Below are 15,424 nucleotides of genomic sequence, written 5' to 3' on the forward strand. Positions count from 1 at the left end.
CGCGTCGAGCATCGCGTCCATCCGCGGCGAGTGGAAGGCGTGCCCGACGCGCAGCCGGCGGACCTTGCGCCCCTGTGCGCGCCAGGTGTCCGCGAGGGCGAGGACGGCGTCCTCGTCGCCCGAGACCACGGTGGCCGTCGGACCGTTCACGGCCGCGATCGAGACCCGGTCGCGGACCGGGGCGAGTGCGGCGGCCACCTCGTCCTCGGTCGCGCGGACCGCCACCATCGCACCGCCCCGGGGCAGTTGCTGCATCAGCCGGCCCCGGGCGGCCACCAGCGCCGACGCGTCGGCCGACGAGAGGACGCCGGCCACGTGGGCGGCCGCCAGCTCGCCGACCGAGTGGCCGAGCAGCAGGTCGGGCGTGACGCCCCAGCTCGCCAGCAGGCGGTGGAGCGCGACCCCGACCGCGAACAGTGCGGGCTGGGTGAACTCGGTGCGGTGCACCAGCTCCGCCTCCGGGCTGCCCTCGGGGGCGAACAGCACCTCGCGCAGCGGCCGGGCGAGCCACGGGTCGAGGTGCTCGCAGACCTCGTCGAACGCCGACGCGAACACCGGGAAACGCCGGTGGAGTTCACGGCCCATCCCGGGGCGCTGGCTGCCCTGCCCGGTGAACAGGAAGGCGGTCCGGCCGGAGCGCGCCTCGCCGGTCACCAGACCGGGGGCGGCCCCCGCCTCGCTCAACGCCGCCAGACCGGTGAGGAGTTCACCGCGGTCCCGGGCGATCACGACGGCGCGCGAGGCCAGGTGACTGCGGGTGGTCGCGGCGGACCAGCCGACCTCCGACGCCGTCGCGTCGGGGCGCTCCCGCAGATACGCCCGCAGCCGGGCCGCCTGGGCGCGCACCGCCTCCGGTGTGGCGCCGGAGACCGGCACCAGGACCGGCGCCGGGGCCTCGCCCGCCTCGCCCTCCGCCGCAACCGCCTCGCCCGTCTGGCCTGCCCGGCCCACCGCCGCAGCCGCCTCGCCCGCCGGACGCGCGGTACCGGCCGGCGCGGGTGCCCACTCCGCCAGCACCACATGGCAGTTGGTGCCGCCCATGCCGAACGAGCTCACCCCCGCGACCAGCGGCCGGTCCGGGCGCGGCCAGGCGGTCGTCCCGTCCTGGACCCGCAGCCCCAGCCGGTCCAGCGGGATGCGCGGGTTGGGCGTCTCGTAGTTGAGGCTGCGCGGGAGCTCCCGGTGGCGGATGCCCAGCACGGTCTTGACCAGCCCGACGATCCCCGCCGCGCCCTCCAGGTGGCCGATGTTGGTCTTCACCGAACCGACCCGCAGCGGCTCGGCGGGCGGACGCTCCGCACCGAGCGCGGCGCCGAGGGCCGCCGCCTCGACCGGGTCCCCGACCGGTGTCCCGGTGCCGTGGAGTTCGACGTACTGCACGGCACCCGCCGGGAGCGCGGCCCGCCGGTGGGCCGCGCGGATCACCTGCTCCTGTGCCTCGGGGTCGGGCGAGGTCAGTGCCTCGCCGCCGCCGTCGTGGTTCATGGCGCTGCCGGCCACCACGCAGTACACGGTGTCGCCGTCGGCGAGCGCGCGGGACAGCGGCTTGAGCACCACGACCGCACCGCCCTCGCCCCGGACGTAGCCGTTGGCGCGCGCGTCGAAGGTGAAGCACCGGCCGTCCGGGGAGAGGCCGCCCAGCTTGGTCGCGTCGCCGGCCTCGTCGGGCACCAGGTCGAGGTTGACACCGCCGACCAGGGCAAGATCGGACTCGCCGCGGCGCAGGCTCTCGCACGCCGTGTGGACGGCGACGAGGGAGGAGGCCTGGGCGGCGTCGATCGTCATGCTGGGCCCGCGCAGGCCGAGGGTGTAGGAGACCCGGTTGGCGATCATGCTGCGGTGCAGGCCGGTCACCTGCCGGGCGCCGGAGGCGACTCCCGCGCGGCGCAGCAGTTCGGCGTAGTCGTCCCAGATCGCGCCCGCGAAGACTCCGGTGGCGCTGCCCCTCAGCCGCTGCGCGGGGATGCCCGCGTTCTCCAGGGCCTCCCAGCAGAGTTCGAGCATCAGGCGCTGCTGCGGGTCCATCAGCACGGCCTCGCGCGGTCCGATGCCGAAGAAGGCCGGATCGAAGCGGTCGACCTCGTCGAGGTAGCCGCCGCGTCGCGGGCGGTGCGGGCGGTGCGCCGGGACCGCGCCGGCCGGGCCGTCCTGCCGGGCCGCCTCACGCCGCCGCTCCGGGAGTTCCGTGACGGCGTCGACACCCGTGCGGAGGAGCTCCCAGAACTCGTCCGGGGTGCCGGCTCCCGGTACACGACAGGCGAGACCGATGATCGCGATCGCATCGTCACGGTCGGGTTCGACTGTGTGCGCAACAGTGTTCGACTCGGCCATACCGTTCCATCACGTCCATACGTCGATTGCACCGGGATCGAGCACCAGAACTCTGGACTGGGTCGCAATTGGCCGCAACCATCAGGTTTCGGCCCTGGTCAGCACCGAAATGACAGAAGAAAATCGCCCTAAATCACTAGATCATCAGATATACCAAGCCGCTGATCGATTGGATCAAGCCACCGCGCGGCACCATGAGATCCAGATCTCATCGACCGCCCGAATCCGCAAACGAACAGGTGGCACCGGAACGGTCCGGCAAGGTGACCGAATCCCGCGCCGCGGTGGCCGATTTCGCCATGCACAGGACGCCCGGACAAGGTCCGGGGCCCCTGACAGCGACACTGTCCACCCCGCGAATACCGGCGAAGGGGCCGCCGCCAGCGACTCCGTGGACGAATGATCTTGGCGATCACAAACCGGCGGACCGGAACGCGACGAAGTGGAATTCGGCCCACCGGAATGCGACGCACCGGAAATTCACCCGCCGGAAACGAACGCCGACAACGAACGCCGGGACGCCCGTCCGGGGGCGGCCACCCGGACCGGCCGGGCGGTGCGGCCGAGCAGTGCGGTCGAGCGGTGCGGCGGGCCATTCCCACCGACCGCCCCCGGGTGCGCGCTGGTCAGCTCCGCACGCGGCTGACCCGTCCCTCGTCCCAGACCGGCTCGTCCGCCTCCACCACCCGGCCGTCCGCCCGGAAGACCAGGAAGCGGCTGAACACCCGGGCGAACCAGCGGTCGTGGGTGACCGCCACCACCGTCCCGGTGAACGCCGCCAGGGCCTCCTCCAGGGCCTCGGCCGAGATGAGGTCGAGGTTGTCGGTCGGCTCGTCCAGCAACAGCAGGGTCGCCCCGGCCAGCTCCAGCAACAGGATCTGGAAGCGCGCCTGCTGACCGCCCGACAGCGTCCCGAAGTCCTGGCGGCCCGCGCCGGCCAGCCCGTAGCGGCTCAGCGCCGACATCGCGCGCTCCAGGTCCAGCCCGGCCCGGTCGCCCTCGCCGGCACCGAGGATCTCGGCCGGCGTCCGGCCCGCCCACTCCGGATGCCGGTGCGTCTGGGCGAACAACCCTGGCCGGACGCGGGCGCCCAGCCGGCACTCGCCGGTGTGTGCCACCGTCCCGGCCGCGTCGGCGCCGGCCTCGTCCAGCAGGCGCAGGAAGTGGCTCTTGCCGGACCCGTTCGAACCGAGCACGCAGACCCGGTCGCCGAAGAACACCTCCAGGTCGAACGGCCGCATCAACCCGCTGAGTTCGAGGTTCCGGCAGGTGACCGCCCGGACGCCCGTCCGGCCGCCGCGCAGATCCGGCGCGACCCGCTGGCGGCGCGGCGGCGCGGGCGGCGGCCCGACCTCCTCGAACTTCGCCAGCCGGGTCTGGGCCGCGTGGTAGCGGGACGCCATCTCGTCGCTGATGGAGGCCTGCTGACGCAGCGTCCGGACCAGTTCCTTGAGCTGCTCGTGCTTCTCGCTCCAGCGCTGCCGAACCTCCGCCGCCCGCTGCCAGCGGGCCTCACGGGCCTCGGCCCAGGTGGCGAACCCGCCGCCGTGGGTCCAGGTGGTGCCGCCCTCCAGCGTCACGACCTGGCCGGCCGTGCGGCTCAGCACCTCCCGGTCGTGGGTGATCAGCAGCACGCCCTGCCGGGTCTGGGCGAGCTGCTCCTCCAGCCAGCGCTTGCCGGGCACGTCGAGGTAGTTGTCCGGCTCGTCCAGCAGCAGCAGTTCGGCCGGGCCCCGGAGCAGCGCCTCCAGGACGAGCCGCTTCTGCTCGCCGCCGGACAGCGTCGCCACCTCCCGGTACTGAGCGACCTGGAACGGGGTGCCGAGCGCGGCGACCGTCACGGTGTCCCAGAGCACCTCGTAGTCGTAGCCGCCGGCCTCGCCCCAGTCCACCAGCGCCTGGGCGTAGCGGAGTTGGGTGGGCTCGTCGTCGACCTCCGTCATGGCGAGCTCGGCCGCGTCCAGGGCGGCGGCCGAGACCCGCAGCGGCGGCGGCGCGACGGTGAGCAGGAGGTCGCGGACCGTACGGTCGTCGCGCAGGCTGCCGATGAACTGCGGCATCACCGCGACGGCGCCCTGGCTGCGGAACACCCCCCGCTGCGCGGGCAGTTCGCCCGCGAGTATGCGCAGCAGCGTGGTCTTGCCGGCACCGTTGTCACCGATGAGCGCGACCGTCTCACCCGCCGGCACCCGGAAGGAGACGTCGCGGAAGAGCTCACGACCGTCGGCAAGCACATGACCGAGCCCGGTGGCTTCGAGGTAGCCCATGGACGCGGATTCTAGCGGCCGGATGATCGGTGGGCGATCGAGTTTCGACGGCGCATCCGGAGGAAATCCCGGCCGGCCGGTAGGGCATCAACTCTCGTTCATCAGATGATAGTTAGTCGCTCGATCGCGCTATTCACTCGCAAGTCGGAATGCCGGAGAAAAGCCTTGTGCCGCCCCGACATCTGCGGAACGGTTGTACCCGAAGGAAGCGTGGCCACAGGGGCAGCGGCGTGATCTCCGCTGCCGGAGGTCCCGCGTCCGTCCGCACGGCTGTGCCCGTCCGATCCCGACCCTGCCGGCCCGCCAGGAAGGCGAGAGATATCCGATGTCGTCCGATCTCACTGCGCACTCCGACCAGCGCACCTCGCGGTCCGGTCCCACCACTGTCGCCCTCGTCGGAGCGGAATTCGGCTGGGGCAGCTCGGGCAAGCTCAGTGCCGTGCTCTCCGCCCTGCGGGACCGGCCGGTCCCTCCCCTGCGGTTCGTCGGGCTGGCCTCGGGGCTGGGCCGGCCGTTGCTCGCCGAGCACGCGGTGGACGCCTGGCACGACCTGCCCGCCGATCCCGACCGGCTCGCCCCGGCCGTCCGGGAGCTCGTGCGCTCCCAGGGGGTGCGGGCCGCCGTGGTCGTCCTGGACGGCGCGGTCGCGACGGCCCTGCTGGCGGCCGGTGTACCCACGGTCTTCGTCGACAGCCTGCCCTTCCTCTGGTCCGAGGGGGACCGCGCCGCGCTGCCGCTGGACGCGACGGTGTACTGCGCCCAGCAGAGCGTCGAGCTGCCACCCGAGTGCCTGGCCCTCCTGGCCGACGCCCGGGCGCTGCGCTGGGTCGAGGCCGTCATCGCGAGGCCCCGCACCCCGGAGCCGACGCCCGACGGGGCCGGGCGGAGCACCCGACGCCCGTACCGTAGGGCGCTCATCAGCCTGGGTGGCCTGCGCGCGCCGAGGCTGGGCGATCCGGGGCACTACCCGCGCCTGGTCGTCCCGGCCGCCCTGGAGGCCCTCGTCGCCCACGGGGTCGACGAGGTGCACATCGCCGGCAATCTGCCCGCCGATCTGGCGGGCCGGCTGGTCGACGCGTCGATCGCCCCGCCCCGGACGACCACCGGCCCGCTCGGTCACGGGGCGTTCCTGGAACGCCTGGCCGACAGCGACGTCCTGCTCACCTCACCCGGTCTGACCACCCTGCTGGAGGCGGGCGGCCTGGGCGTCCCCACCGTCTGCCTGCCACCGCAGAACCTCAGCCAGATCTTCAACGGCCGCTATCACAGCCAGGCGCTCGGGGCCCCCGTCCGGGTGCGCTGGCCCAAGGACGTGCTCGTCGAGGACGACGCGCTGGCGCTCCGCGCCGAGGGCGAGGACCACGCACTCGCCCACATCTACGACTCGATCGGGCGGGCGGCGGTCGACGACGACCACCGAGGCGTCCGCCACGCCCTGCGCGACGAGGTCCTGGAGGCGCTGCGCCGGGCCACCGCGGTCGACGACTGGGGCGCGCTCACCACCGCGATCGGCACCGGCGGAGCGGCCCAGGTGGCCGACGCCCTGCTCGACGTCCTGAGCACACCGGGCCGGCCCGCCTGACCCGCCCGACCCGGCGCACCACCCCTCCCCCGCCCCTCCGCCCCCACCCGTCCCGTGAGTCGTCTGGAAGGTCTCCCCTCCGTGCGTGCACGTGATCGCTACCTCTTCATCCGCATCCTGGAAGCCTGCAACGCCGACTGCTTCATGTGCGAGTTCGCCCTCTCCCGCGACACCTTCCGCTTCTCCCGGGAGGACTTCGACGACCTGCTGCCCAAGGCCCGGGAGGCCGGCGTGGGCTATGTCCGGTTCACCGGCGGCGAGCCGCTGATGCACCCGGACGTGGTGGAGCTGGTGCGCTCGGGCACCGCCGGCGGGATGAAGATGTCCCTCATCACCAACGGCTCACTGCTGCCCCGGATGGCGGCCCCGTTGGCCGCGGCCGGCCTGGCCCAGGTGATCGTCAGCCTGGACGGCTCCTCGGGCGCCACCCACGACGTCTACCGGCGGTCCCCCGGCATGTTCGACAGCGGGCTGGCCGGCCTGCGCTCCGCCGCCGAACTCGGCGTCCTGCCCAGGGTGAACACCGTGGTCGGGCCGCACAACTACACCGAGATGCCGGAGCTGCAGGAGGTGCTGACCGCGGCGGGGGTACGCCAGTGGGAGCTGTCCGCCCTCAAGCTCGACCGCACGATCACCTACCCCGACGCCGACCACGTCCGCAGCGTCTGCGAGCCGATCTACGCCGCCGACCCGGCCGCGCTGCTGGTCCCGATGGGCAAGCGCTTCTACGGCGACACCCCGCAGGAGCAGGAGCGCTACTTCGCCGAGTCCGTCACCCCGCGCGCCGCCGAACCGCTCTGCCACGTCGCGGACGACGTCATCTACGTCGACGGCAAGTACGGGCGGATGTTCGCGTGCAGCTGCATCCCCCACCGCGAGGGGGACGACGGGCCCGGTGGGGCGCCGCTGCGGGAGCAGGGGGTGATCCAGCTGGACACCCCGGTCTTCCGGGCCCACGCCGACTGGTTCCGCGAGCGCGGCCCCGCGGTGTGCAACGGGTGTTCCACCACCGCCGCCGGATACAGCGACGACGTGGCCCGGCTCGGGGCGGTGGGTCCATGGCACTACTGAGCTCCGGTCGGCCGGCCTCGGCACCCGCACACACGGCGGCCCCCGAGTCTGTGACGGCCCCCGCATACGTGACGGCCCCCGGCCGGCCGGGGGCCGCGGGCGGCGCCGCGCACGGCCCGCGGGTCCTGCTGACCGCCCGGGCGGACCAGTTGGACTCGACACTCGCCCTGCGCCGAGTGGCCGCCCACCTCGATGACCTCCGTCCGGTCGGCCCCGCCGAGCTCGACCCGCCGCCGGTCGCCGCGCTCGTCTGCGACGACGTGGCGGCCACCGAGCGGCTGCTGGGCCTGGGCGTGCCGGTGGTACACCTTGGTTCGGGCCACCCGGGGCCCCCGCCCGGAGCCGACACCCCGCCGGAGCGGGCGCTCGGACGGGCCCACCGGCCCGGGTGGCTGCCGCGGTCCGGGCCCGCCGCCCGGGGCTCCCGTCCCACCGGGGTCCTCGCACCACAGCGCACCGGCCGGAGCCGGCGGCACTCCGGCACCCTCCTGCTGCTCTCCCTCTGGCGGGTGCCCGACGCCGAGGCGGAGGCCTTCGCCACCGGCGCGCTGCCGGCGCTGGCCGACGCCGCCCTGCACCGCACCGGGAGCTGCGCCGTGGTCGCCGATACCGGGCTCGAACTCCTGCGGTCCGCCCTGGGCGGCCTCGCCGCGCACCCGGGCCTGCGGGTGCTCCGGGCCGCCGAGGCCGATCCGGACGCGCTCCATGCCGATGCCGCCGTGTTCCTCGCCTCGCCGGTGCTCGGGGCGCTCGCCCTCGCCCAGGCGCGGCGGGCACCGCTGGCCCTGCTGCCACCGCTCGGGCCCGCCCAGCGGGACTTGGCCGTCCGGGTCGCCGAGGTCCTGCCGCTGCCCTCGGCGGAGGACCCGGGTGATCCGGCCCTGTGGGCGCCGCCCGGAGCCGACGGGACGGCCGCGGCCGGTCCCTGGCACCTGCTCGACCCGGCCCTGGACGACCTGCGCGGCGCGCAGCGGGTCGCCCGCACCCTTCGCCAACTCGCGCTCGCCCCGCTGTGAGCCGGGTACCCCGGTCCCTTCCCCCACCCCGTCAGCCCGCCGGTCCGGCCCTGCCCGTTCCGGCCCACCCCACCCCTGTCGACCGCGTCGTGCTGGAGCCGCCATGTCCGACACCCTCCGCGAACCCACGGCTGTCACCCGCCCCGAACTGATCCGTCCCAGGGTCCCGGAGACCGACTGGGACGACTGGCGCTGGCACATGCGTCGGCGCATCACCACCGTCGACAAGGCCCGGCAGTGGCTCAACCTCAGTACCGACGAGGAGCAGGCCATCGCCGGGGTGGCGGGCAAGTACCGCTGGAGCGTCACCCCGTACTACGCCTCGCTGATGGACCCGGACGACCCCGGCTGTCCGGTCCGGCAGCAGGCGGTGCCGGCCCTCGGCGAACTGATGGAGTTCCCCGGGGCCGAGGTCGACCCGGTCGGGGACACCTACTACCGCAAGACCAACCGGGTGGTGCACAAGTACCCGGACCGGGTGATCATGCTGGTCACCGAGGCCTGCCCGGTCTACTGCCGCCACTGCACGCGCAAGTTCCACACCACCGACGTCGACGGCACCTACTTCCGCGACGACGAGGGCGGCTCCTACGACGAGGACCTGCGCTACATCGCCGACCACCCCGAGATCCGGGACGTCCTGCTGACCGGCGGCGACCCGCTGTCCTACCAGGACGGCAAGCTGGAGGAGATCATCGCCGGGCTCCGGGCGATCCCCAGTGTGGAGATCATCCGGATCGGCAGCCGGTTCCCCGTGCTGCTGCCGCAGCGCATCACCGACGACCTCTGCTCGATGCTCTCCCGCTACCACCCGGTCTGGCTGAACACCCACTTCAACCACCCGAAGGAGATCACCCCGGAGGCCGCGGCGGCCGTCGACCGCCTGCTGCGGCACGGGATCCCGGTCGGGAACCAGACGGTGCTGCTGCGCGGGATCAACGACGACGTCGCCACCATGCGCACCCTGATGACCGAGCTGCTGCGGATCCGGGTCCGGCCGTACTACCTCTACCACTGCGACAACGTCACCGGGGTCTCGCACTTCATGACGTCCGTGGAGAAGGGCTGGGAGATCATGGCCGGCCTGCAGGGCCACATCACCGGGTTCGGCGTCCCCCAGTACGTCCTGACCACGAAGATCGGCAAGATCCCCATCGCGCAGCCCTCCTACACCCAGATCCCCGAAGGCCTGCTGCTCCGCAACCACCGAGGCCAGGAGATGGTCGTCAACGGTTCCGCGCAGCCGATCACGGAGCCGGACACCACCGCATGAGCTCACTCGACAAGCGGCTCGGGCAGCGCTTCCTGCCCTACGGAGCGAACTACCTCGACTGGTCCGACATGTCGGAGCTGCGCAAGGTGATCGAGCACCAGGTCCTCTTCCGCTACCAGACCGAGACCGAGAGCATGGCCTCCCGGCTGGAGCGGACGGTGGCCGAACGGCTGGGCGCGCACCACGCGCTGGCCGTCCACAACTGCACCGAGGCGCTGCGGCTCGCGCTGATCTCCACCCGCCCGTCGATCGGCGATCTGGTGTACATCCCGGCGGTCACGTTCGTCGCGGTGGCCGGCGCGGTGCTGTCCAGCGGCCTGATCCCGGTGCTGGTCGACGCCGACGACTCACTCTCGATGGACCCGACGCTGGTGCCGCCCGACGCGCAGCGGGTGATCGTGGCCCACATGGAGGGCACCGTGGCCCCGCTGCCGACCGGCGTGCCGTACCTGATCGAGGACTGCGCGCAGTCCCTCGGCGCCCGGTTCCCCGACGGCCGGCGGGTCGGGACGGCCGGGTACGCCGGGACGTTCAGCTTCCACCACAACAAGGTGCTCACCTCGGGCGAGGGCGGGCTGCTCGTCACCAACGACGAGAGCGCCTGGTCCACCATGCGCTGCTACCACGACCACGGCTCGGCGCGCGTGCCGGGCCACTACCCGACGTGGAACCAGGACGCCCACTTCGGGGAGAACTTCGTCACCAGCGAGCAGGTCGCGGCCGTCCAGTGCCAGCAGTTCCGGCACCTCGACGAGCTGCTCGCCGGCCTGGAGCGGATGTACGCCATCGCGATGGGCGAGCTGCCGGACCGGCCCGATCTGGAGGTCCGGCCCCGGGCCGCCGGCGATGTGAAGGTCAGCCTGCGGTTCCGCTGCGAGAGCAGGCAGCTGCGGGACGCGGCGGTGGCCGCGCTCACCGCGGCCGGCATCGCCAACTGGACGCTCGGGAAGTACCTGCTGCCCGACCACCCGGTGCTCACCGGCCGCCGTTCGCTCTACCGCGACGGCTTCCCGTGGAACCACGCCCCCGACGCCCCGTCGGCCCTCAGCCACGACGGCTTCGCCCGGACCAGGGACCTCCTGGACCGCACCCTGTGCGTGCCGCTCTCCCCGGAACTGCCCGAGGAGGAGCAGGTCGTCGCGGCCAAGGCCGTCCGCCAGGTGCTGGAGGCGGTGTGAGCGACGCCGAGGTGCTGTTGATGGTGGACGACCGGCCGTCGTCCTTCAGCCGCTACGCGGCCCGGGAGCTGCCCGACCGGCTGGTCCTGCTGCGGTTCGCGGAGGCGCGCGCGGACCTGCCGGAGGACTATCTCCTCGCCACCGCGCACCTGCCCGCCTTCTGGGTGCGCGAGGGCGCGCCGACCGCCCAGGAGGCGCGGCGGTACCGCGCCTGGGCGGCCGGGCTGCCGGTCCCGCCGACCCGGTTCTGCAACCCGTCGGAGCCCCGGCAGGCCGTCGCCCAGCGGTTCGCGGCGCTCGCCGGCCTGCCGCACCTGACCGAGCAGCAGGTCACCCTGGTGCGGGACAAGGCCGCCATGAAGGCCCGGTTCCGCGAACTGGGCCTGCGGACGGCGGAGTTCGCCCGGGTGCGGTCGGCCTCCGAGATCGAGCGGTTCGCCGGCCGGCACGGCTGGCCGGTGGTGCTCAAACCGGTGGACTCGTTCGCCTGCGTGGACACCTACCGGCTCGCCGGGCCGGGCGACCTCGCCGGGATCGACCTCGCCGCGCGGCGCTGGATGGTGGAGGAGCACCTCGGCGGCACCGAGTGGGAGGTGTGCGCGGTCATCCTCGGCGGCGAGGTCCTGGACGCGTGGCCGAGCGCGATGCCCTGCCGTCCGCTGGACATCGTCGACGGCGCGATGAACGCCAACATCAGTGTCGGCACCGGCGACGGGCCGCCGGTCGACGTGCGGGCCCTGGTCCAGCTCATCGTCACCGGGATGGGCATCGACCACGGGTACGCCCACATGGAGTTCTTCCTGATCGACGGCGAGGTGTACGCGGGCGAGATCGGCGTCCGGCTGGCGGGCTGCGAGATCCCCGCCAACCACGGCCACGCGTACGGCTTCGACGTGTTCGGCGCCACCCTGGCGGTCTACCTCGGCCGCCGCCCGGAGCTGGACTACCGCGAGCGCCGCTGCGCGGGCGACCTGCTGCTGCCGCTGCCCGGCTCCGGGACGATCCGGCGGATCACCTCCCGGGAGGAGCTGCTGGGGATGCCCGGGGTCGTCGACGCCGTCCTCAAGGTCGGCACCGGTGACCGGGTGACGGCCCGCCGGGCCTCGCACAACGCCTCGGGGTACGCCCATGTCGTGGGAGGTTCGGTGGAGGAGGTGGAGATCCGTATGCGCGAGGTGCTCGACCGGTTCACGATCGAGGTGGTACCGGCGCGGGAGGCCGACGCCGTGCCCAGCTGATCCCGCCGTGCCGGCCGCGCGCACAGCGGCCGGCACCCGACCGTGCCGCCCCGTGCGGCCCCGTGCCGCCCGGCGCGGCCACCGAACGGAGACCGACCACGTGACCAGCGGCCTGCCCCGTCGCTTCCTCGATCTGCTCACACGCCCCCGGGTGGCCGGGGCGGCCTGGTGGAGCGTCGTCTCCAGGCTGCCGGTCTATCTGATGTCGCTGGCACTCGTTCTGACGGTCCGTGAGCAGGGCGGCAGCTACGCCCAGGCCGGTCTGGTCGCCGCGCTGTACACCCTGGGGATGGCCCTCGGCAGCCCGCTGATCGCCCGTCGGCTCGACCGGCGGGGCCGGGCGGCGGTCCTGACGGCGACCGCCGTCGCCTACCCGGCGGCGCTCGCCGTCCTCGTGTGGTTCACCCGCCCCGGCGGCTGGGCGCAGCCCGGGGCGGCGGTCCTGGCCGGGGCGGTGCTGCCGCCCGCGAACGCCTGCATGCGCTCGCTCTGGGCGCGGCTGCCGCTCCGGGAGGAGGAGCGCGAGACGGCCTACCTCTGGGAGGCCCTGCTCACGGAGGTCCTGGTGATCGGTGCGCCGCTGATGCTGGCGGCGCTGATGCTGGTCGGCTCGGCCGGCCTGGCGCTCACCACGATCGCGGTGGTGGGCGGCCTGGGCACGCTGGGGCTCGCGCACACCCGGCTGCCGGCCGGTACCGCCGGCACCGACCGCTCCGACGACACTGGCAACACCGGCCAACCCGACGGTCCCGGCCACACCGACCACAGCGCCGACCACAGCGCCGACTCCAGCGGTGCGGACGGCGTCGGGCTCCCGGCCCGGCCGGAATCCCGTCATCCGCTGGGCCCCCTGCGGGAGCCGGCCCTGCTGGCGCTGACCGGCATCATGGCCCTCTCCGCGGTCCCCATCGGCCTGCTGACCCTGGCCATCCCGGCGTTCGTCGACCGGCACGGCGCTCCGGGTGGCGCCGGCCCGGTCTACGCCTGCTGGGGCGTCGGCAGCGCCCTGGGCGCGCTCTGGCTCGGCCGCTCGCAGTCCCGGGTGGCCCCCCAGGTGCGCTTCCCCCGGCTGCTGCTGGCCTACGCCCTCGGGACGGCGCTGACGCTGCTCGCCGGCTCCCCGCTGGGCCTCGCGCTGGCCCTCGCGGTGGGCAGCGCGCCGATCGCCCTGGTCTCCGCCAGCGAGATGACCCTGGTGAGCGGCATCGCCGACGGCCGGTCGCTGGCCGAGGCGTTCACCTGGGCCTCCCTGGCCACCGTCCTGGGTGACGCGCTCGGCCAGCAGGCCGGCGGGCTGCTGATGGACCCGCTCGGGCCGCGCGCGGTGTTCGCCGTGGCGACCGGCACCGCCCTGGCGGCCGCCGGACTCGCCTTCGCCTGCCGGGGGCTGCTGACCCGGCGGGCGGCGCCGCTGGTGGAGTACGCGGTATGACGGCCCGGCCCGCCACCCGGGACCCTCCGGCCCCGCCGACCCGCCGACCCGCCGACCGTCATCGGCGCGCACCGACCCGCCCGCTGCCCTGTTCCCCCCTTCCGCCGCCCTCCCGGCCCGGACACCCCGAGGTGGTCCCCCGTGAACGCTGCCCCCACCGATCAGCGGCCCGACCTGCCGTCCGATCGGGCCCCACTGTTCCGCCCGGTCACCCGCCACCAGTTACCGCAGGCCGTGGCGGAGTTCCTGGCCTCCCCCCATCTCCTGCCGGTACCGGTCCCGACCGAGGACCGCGCCGACCTGGCGCAGAGCGTCGAACTCGCGGGCCGGCTCTACGGCGGCCTGCGGCCCCCGCACCCGCTGGACGTCGGGATCGTCCTCGGCGCCGCCCAGCTGCCCGAGGGGCTCGCGGAGCTGGCCCGGCCGCTCGCCCGGACGTGGGTGCCCGAGGAGGAGCTGGCGGACCTCCCGGCGTTCCAGAACCGGCACAGCGGCTCGCTGCTGCTCGTCGGCCGCTACGACCGGCTCACCCTGGACCCCGTCCGGGCCCTGCTGCTGGCCACCTACCGCGGCCGGCGGCACGGGCTGACGCTGCTGAGCGGCCGGGACGACGCCTCGGTCGGCTGGAACGTGGCCAAGCAGTACGCGGAGCCGGCCCTCGACATCGACGCGCTGGGCCTGTTCACCGACACCGACCGCCCGCCCCGGCTGCCCGGCGTCCAGGTCTTCGACGACCGCGACTTCGAGCGCGAGGACATCCAGGCCCGGATCCTGGGCACCCGCTGGCGGCGGGTGGCCTTCCAGGGGCACGGCAAGGACGACAGCGTCAACCTCGGCGAGTTCACCATCTGCGGCCTCAACGGCTCGGCGCCGGCCGTGCCCGGGCTGCTCGGCCCGCGCTGCGCCTACGGGCTGCCCTGCTACAAGCCCGAGGACAAGCTGGTCCCGCTCAACCGGGTGGAGGCCGTGGAGCTGGTGCTCAGCGCGTGCAACAGCGGACCGCTCGCGGACCTCGCCCTGTACGACCCGAAGTACCAACTGCTGCTCAACGCGCTCGACGGCCCGGCCCGCACGGTGGTCTCGGCCGTGTCGGTGCACGACTCCGACCGGCCGGAGAACGTCGCCTGGATGCACGGCGCCCTGGTCGGCGCGGACTCCGTCGACACGCTCAACAGCAGTCTGGCCGGCTCGCACCCCTACCCGGCGTTCATGCGCTTCGGGCTGCCGGGCGCACCGGAGGACACCCCCCCGCCCCCGGCCCCGGCGGACCACCGGCCCGACCCGTTGCTGCTCACCGTGGGCGCCCGGCTCACCGCCTACCTCGCCTCGGAGCTGCTGCCGCACAACCACCCGCTGCGGCCCCGGCTGACCAAGCTGGCCCGGAAGGTCGACCTCTGGGTCGCCAGGCCGACCCATCTCGCCGACCAGTCGCCCGACCAGATCCGGGCCTCGCTGACGGCGGACCTGCAGTCCCTCGACCACGTGATCACCGAACAGGTCGCGGCCAACCCCGAGCACGAGCTGATGAACTACCCGGCGCACTTCGGCGACCGCAGCAGCCTGGACCCGCGGGTCCGCGAGGTGACCTGCCACTGCGGCCGCCCCGCGCAGGAGTTCACCCGGCGGGGCCTGCTCCCGCACATCCTGGACACCACCTGCGCCGTCTGCATGCGCTGCGGCGACGTCACCTTCCAGCTCCCGGACGCCCCCGCACTGCTCGCCCACGCCGCGGACGAGGTCGGCCAGGGCGGGGTGCTGGAGGTCCGGGCCCTGGTCACCGCGGTCCGGACCGGTCCGGTCCGGCTGGGTCTCTTCGTCCCGAGCTACCTGCGCGAGGACACCGCGGTGGAGCCGGCCACCACGAGGCTCCGACTCACCGGCGGGCAGCAGGAGGAGGTCGCGTTCCGCGTGCGGTTCGACCCCGAGACCGCCCCGCAGGCCTACTACTTCACGGTGTTCGCCGTGCAGGACCTCGCCGTCTCGACGGCCCGGCGCCACTTCGGGGTCGTCCCCCGGAGCGCCTGACCCACCCGCAA

10 protein-coding genes (1 of these 10 running past the window's edge) are annotated in these 15,424 nt (G+C 74.1%); 8 read left to right on the forward strand and 2 right to left on the reverse strand.

Annotated features, from left to right (window positions below):
* Nucleotides 1-2,331 carry the start of an SDR family NAD(P)-dependent oxidoreductase gene (locus ACIQTO_RS29635; protein ID WP_402394300.1) on the reverse strand. The gene continues 23,616 nt to the left of window position 1, outside the view, so 2,331 of the gene's 25,947 nt are visible here — the first part of the coding sequence; it begins with the start codon at nt 2,329-2,331; its stop codon lies beyond the left edge, outside the window.
* Nucleotides 2,332-2,957: 626 nt separating this feature from the next.
* Entirely contained in the window at nt 2,958-4,598 is a 1,641-nt protein-coding gene (locus ACIQTO_RS29640; protein WP_402394302.1) for an ATP-binding cassette domain-containing protein, read from the reverse strand.
* Between the two features lie 325 nt (nt 4,599-4,923).
* Between ACIQTO_RS29640 and ACIQTO_RS29645 the strand changes: the two genes are divergently transcribed.
* The 8 genes from ACIQTO_RS29645 to ACIQTO_RS29680 all read left to right on the forward strand — a co-directional run bounded on the left by ACIQTO_RS29645 (nt 4,924) and on the right by ACIQTO_RS29680 (nt 15,413).
* Nucleotides 4,924-6,180: a hydroxymethylcytosylglucuronate/cytosylglucuronate synthase gene (locus ACIQTO_RS29645; protein WP_402394304.1), complete on the forward strand. Its 1,257-nt coding sequence runs from the start codon at nt 4,924-4,926 to the stop codon at nt 6,178-6,180.
* A gap of 81 nt (nt 6,181-6,261) precedes the next feature.
* Nucleotides 6,262-7,251: a cytosylglucuronate decarboxylase gene (blsE, locus tag ACIQTO_RS29650; protein WP_402394306.1), complete on the forward strand. Its 990-nt coding sequence runs from the start codon at nt 6,262-6,264 to the stop codon at nt 7,249-7,251.
* 50 nt (nt 7,252-7,301) lie between these two features.
* A complete protein-coding gene (blsF, locus tag ACIQTO_RS29655) occupies nt 7,302-8,267 on the forward strand; it encodes a CGA synthase-related protein (protein WP_402394308.1) in 966 nt (321 codons plus the stop codon).
* Nucleotides 8,268-8,370: 103 nt separating this feature from the next.
* Nucleotides 8,371-9,540: an arginine 2,3-aminomutase gene (gene blsG / locus ACIQTO_RS29660; RefSeq protein WP_402394311.1), complete on the forward strand. Its 1,170-nt coding sequence runs from the start codon at nt 8,371-8,373 to the stop codon at nt 9,538-9,540.
* The gene (locus ACIQTO_RS29665; protein ID WP_402394313.1) at nt 9,537-10,718 is read left to right on the forward strand and encodes a DegT/DnrJ/EryC1/StrS family aminotransferase; all 1,182 of its coding nucleotides are present in this window, start codon (nt 9,537-9,539) and stop codon (nt 10,716-10,718) included. The genes blsG and ACIQTO_RS29665 overlap by 4 nt, the downstream gene beginning before the upstream one ends.
* Nucleotides 10,715-11,956, forward strand: a complete 1,242-nt coding sequence (locus ACIQTO_RS29670; protein ID WP_402394316.1) for an ATP-dependent carboxylate-amine ligase — start codon at nt 10,715-10,717, stop codon at nt 11,954-11,956. The genes ACIQTO_RS29665 and ACIQTO_RS29670 overlap by 4 nt, the downstream gene beginning before the upstream one ends.
* A 100-nt stretch (nt 11,957-12,056) precedes the next feature.
* A complete protein-coding gene (locus tag ACIQTO_RS29675; RefSeq protein ID WP_402394319.1) occupies nt 12,057-13,388 on the forward strand; it encodes an MFS transporter in 1,332 nt (443 codons plus the stop codon).
* A 141-nt stretch (nt 13,389-13,529) separates the two neighbouring features.
* Entirely contained in the window at nt 13,530-15,413 is a 1,884-nt protein-coding gene (locus tag ACIQTO_RS29680) for a hypothetical protein (RefSeq protein ID WP_402394322.1), read from the forward strand.
* Nucleotides 15,414-15,424: the final 11 nt, after the last annotated feature.

Source organism: Kitasatospora sp. NPDC091207 (assembly GCF_044768625.1).
GTDB lineage: Bacteria > Actinomycetota > Actinomycetes > Streptomycetales > Streptomycetaceae > Kitasatospora.

Bases quoted from the DNA above. Each gene is read 5' to 3' on its own strand.
- ACIQTO_RS29640 (WP_402394302.1), bottom strand. From the start codon at position 4,598: ATGGGCTACCTCGAAGCCACCGGGCTCGGTCATGTGCTTGCCGACGGT.
- ACIQTO_RS29665 (WP_402394313.1), top strand. From the start codon at position 9,537: ATGAGCTCACTCGACAAGCGGCTCGGGCAGCGCTTCCTGCCCTACGGA.
- blsG (WP_402394311.1), top strand. From the start codon at position 8,371: ATGTCCGACACCCTCCGCGAACCCACGGCTGTCACCCGCCCCGAACTG.
- ACIQTO_RS29645 (WP_402394304.1), top strand. From the start codon at position 4,924: ATGTCGTCCGATCTCACTGCGCACTCCGACCAGCGCACCTCGCGGTCC.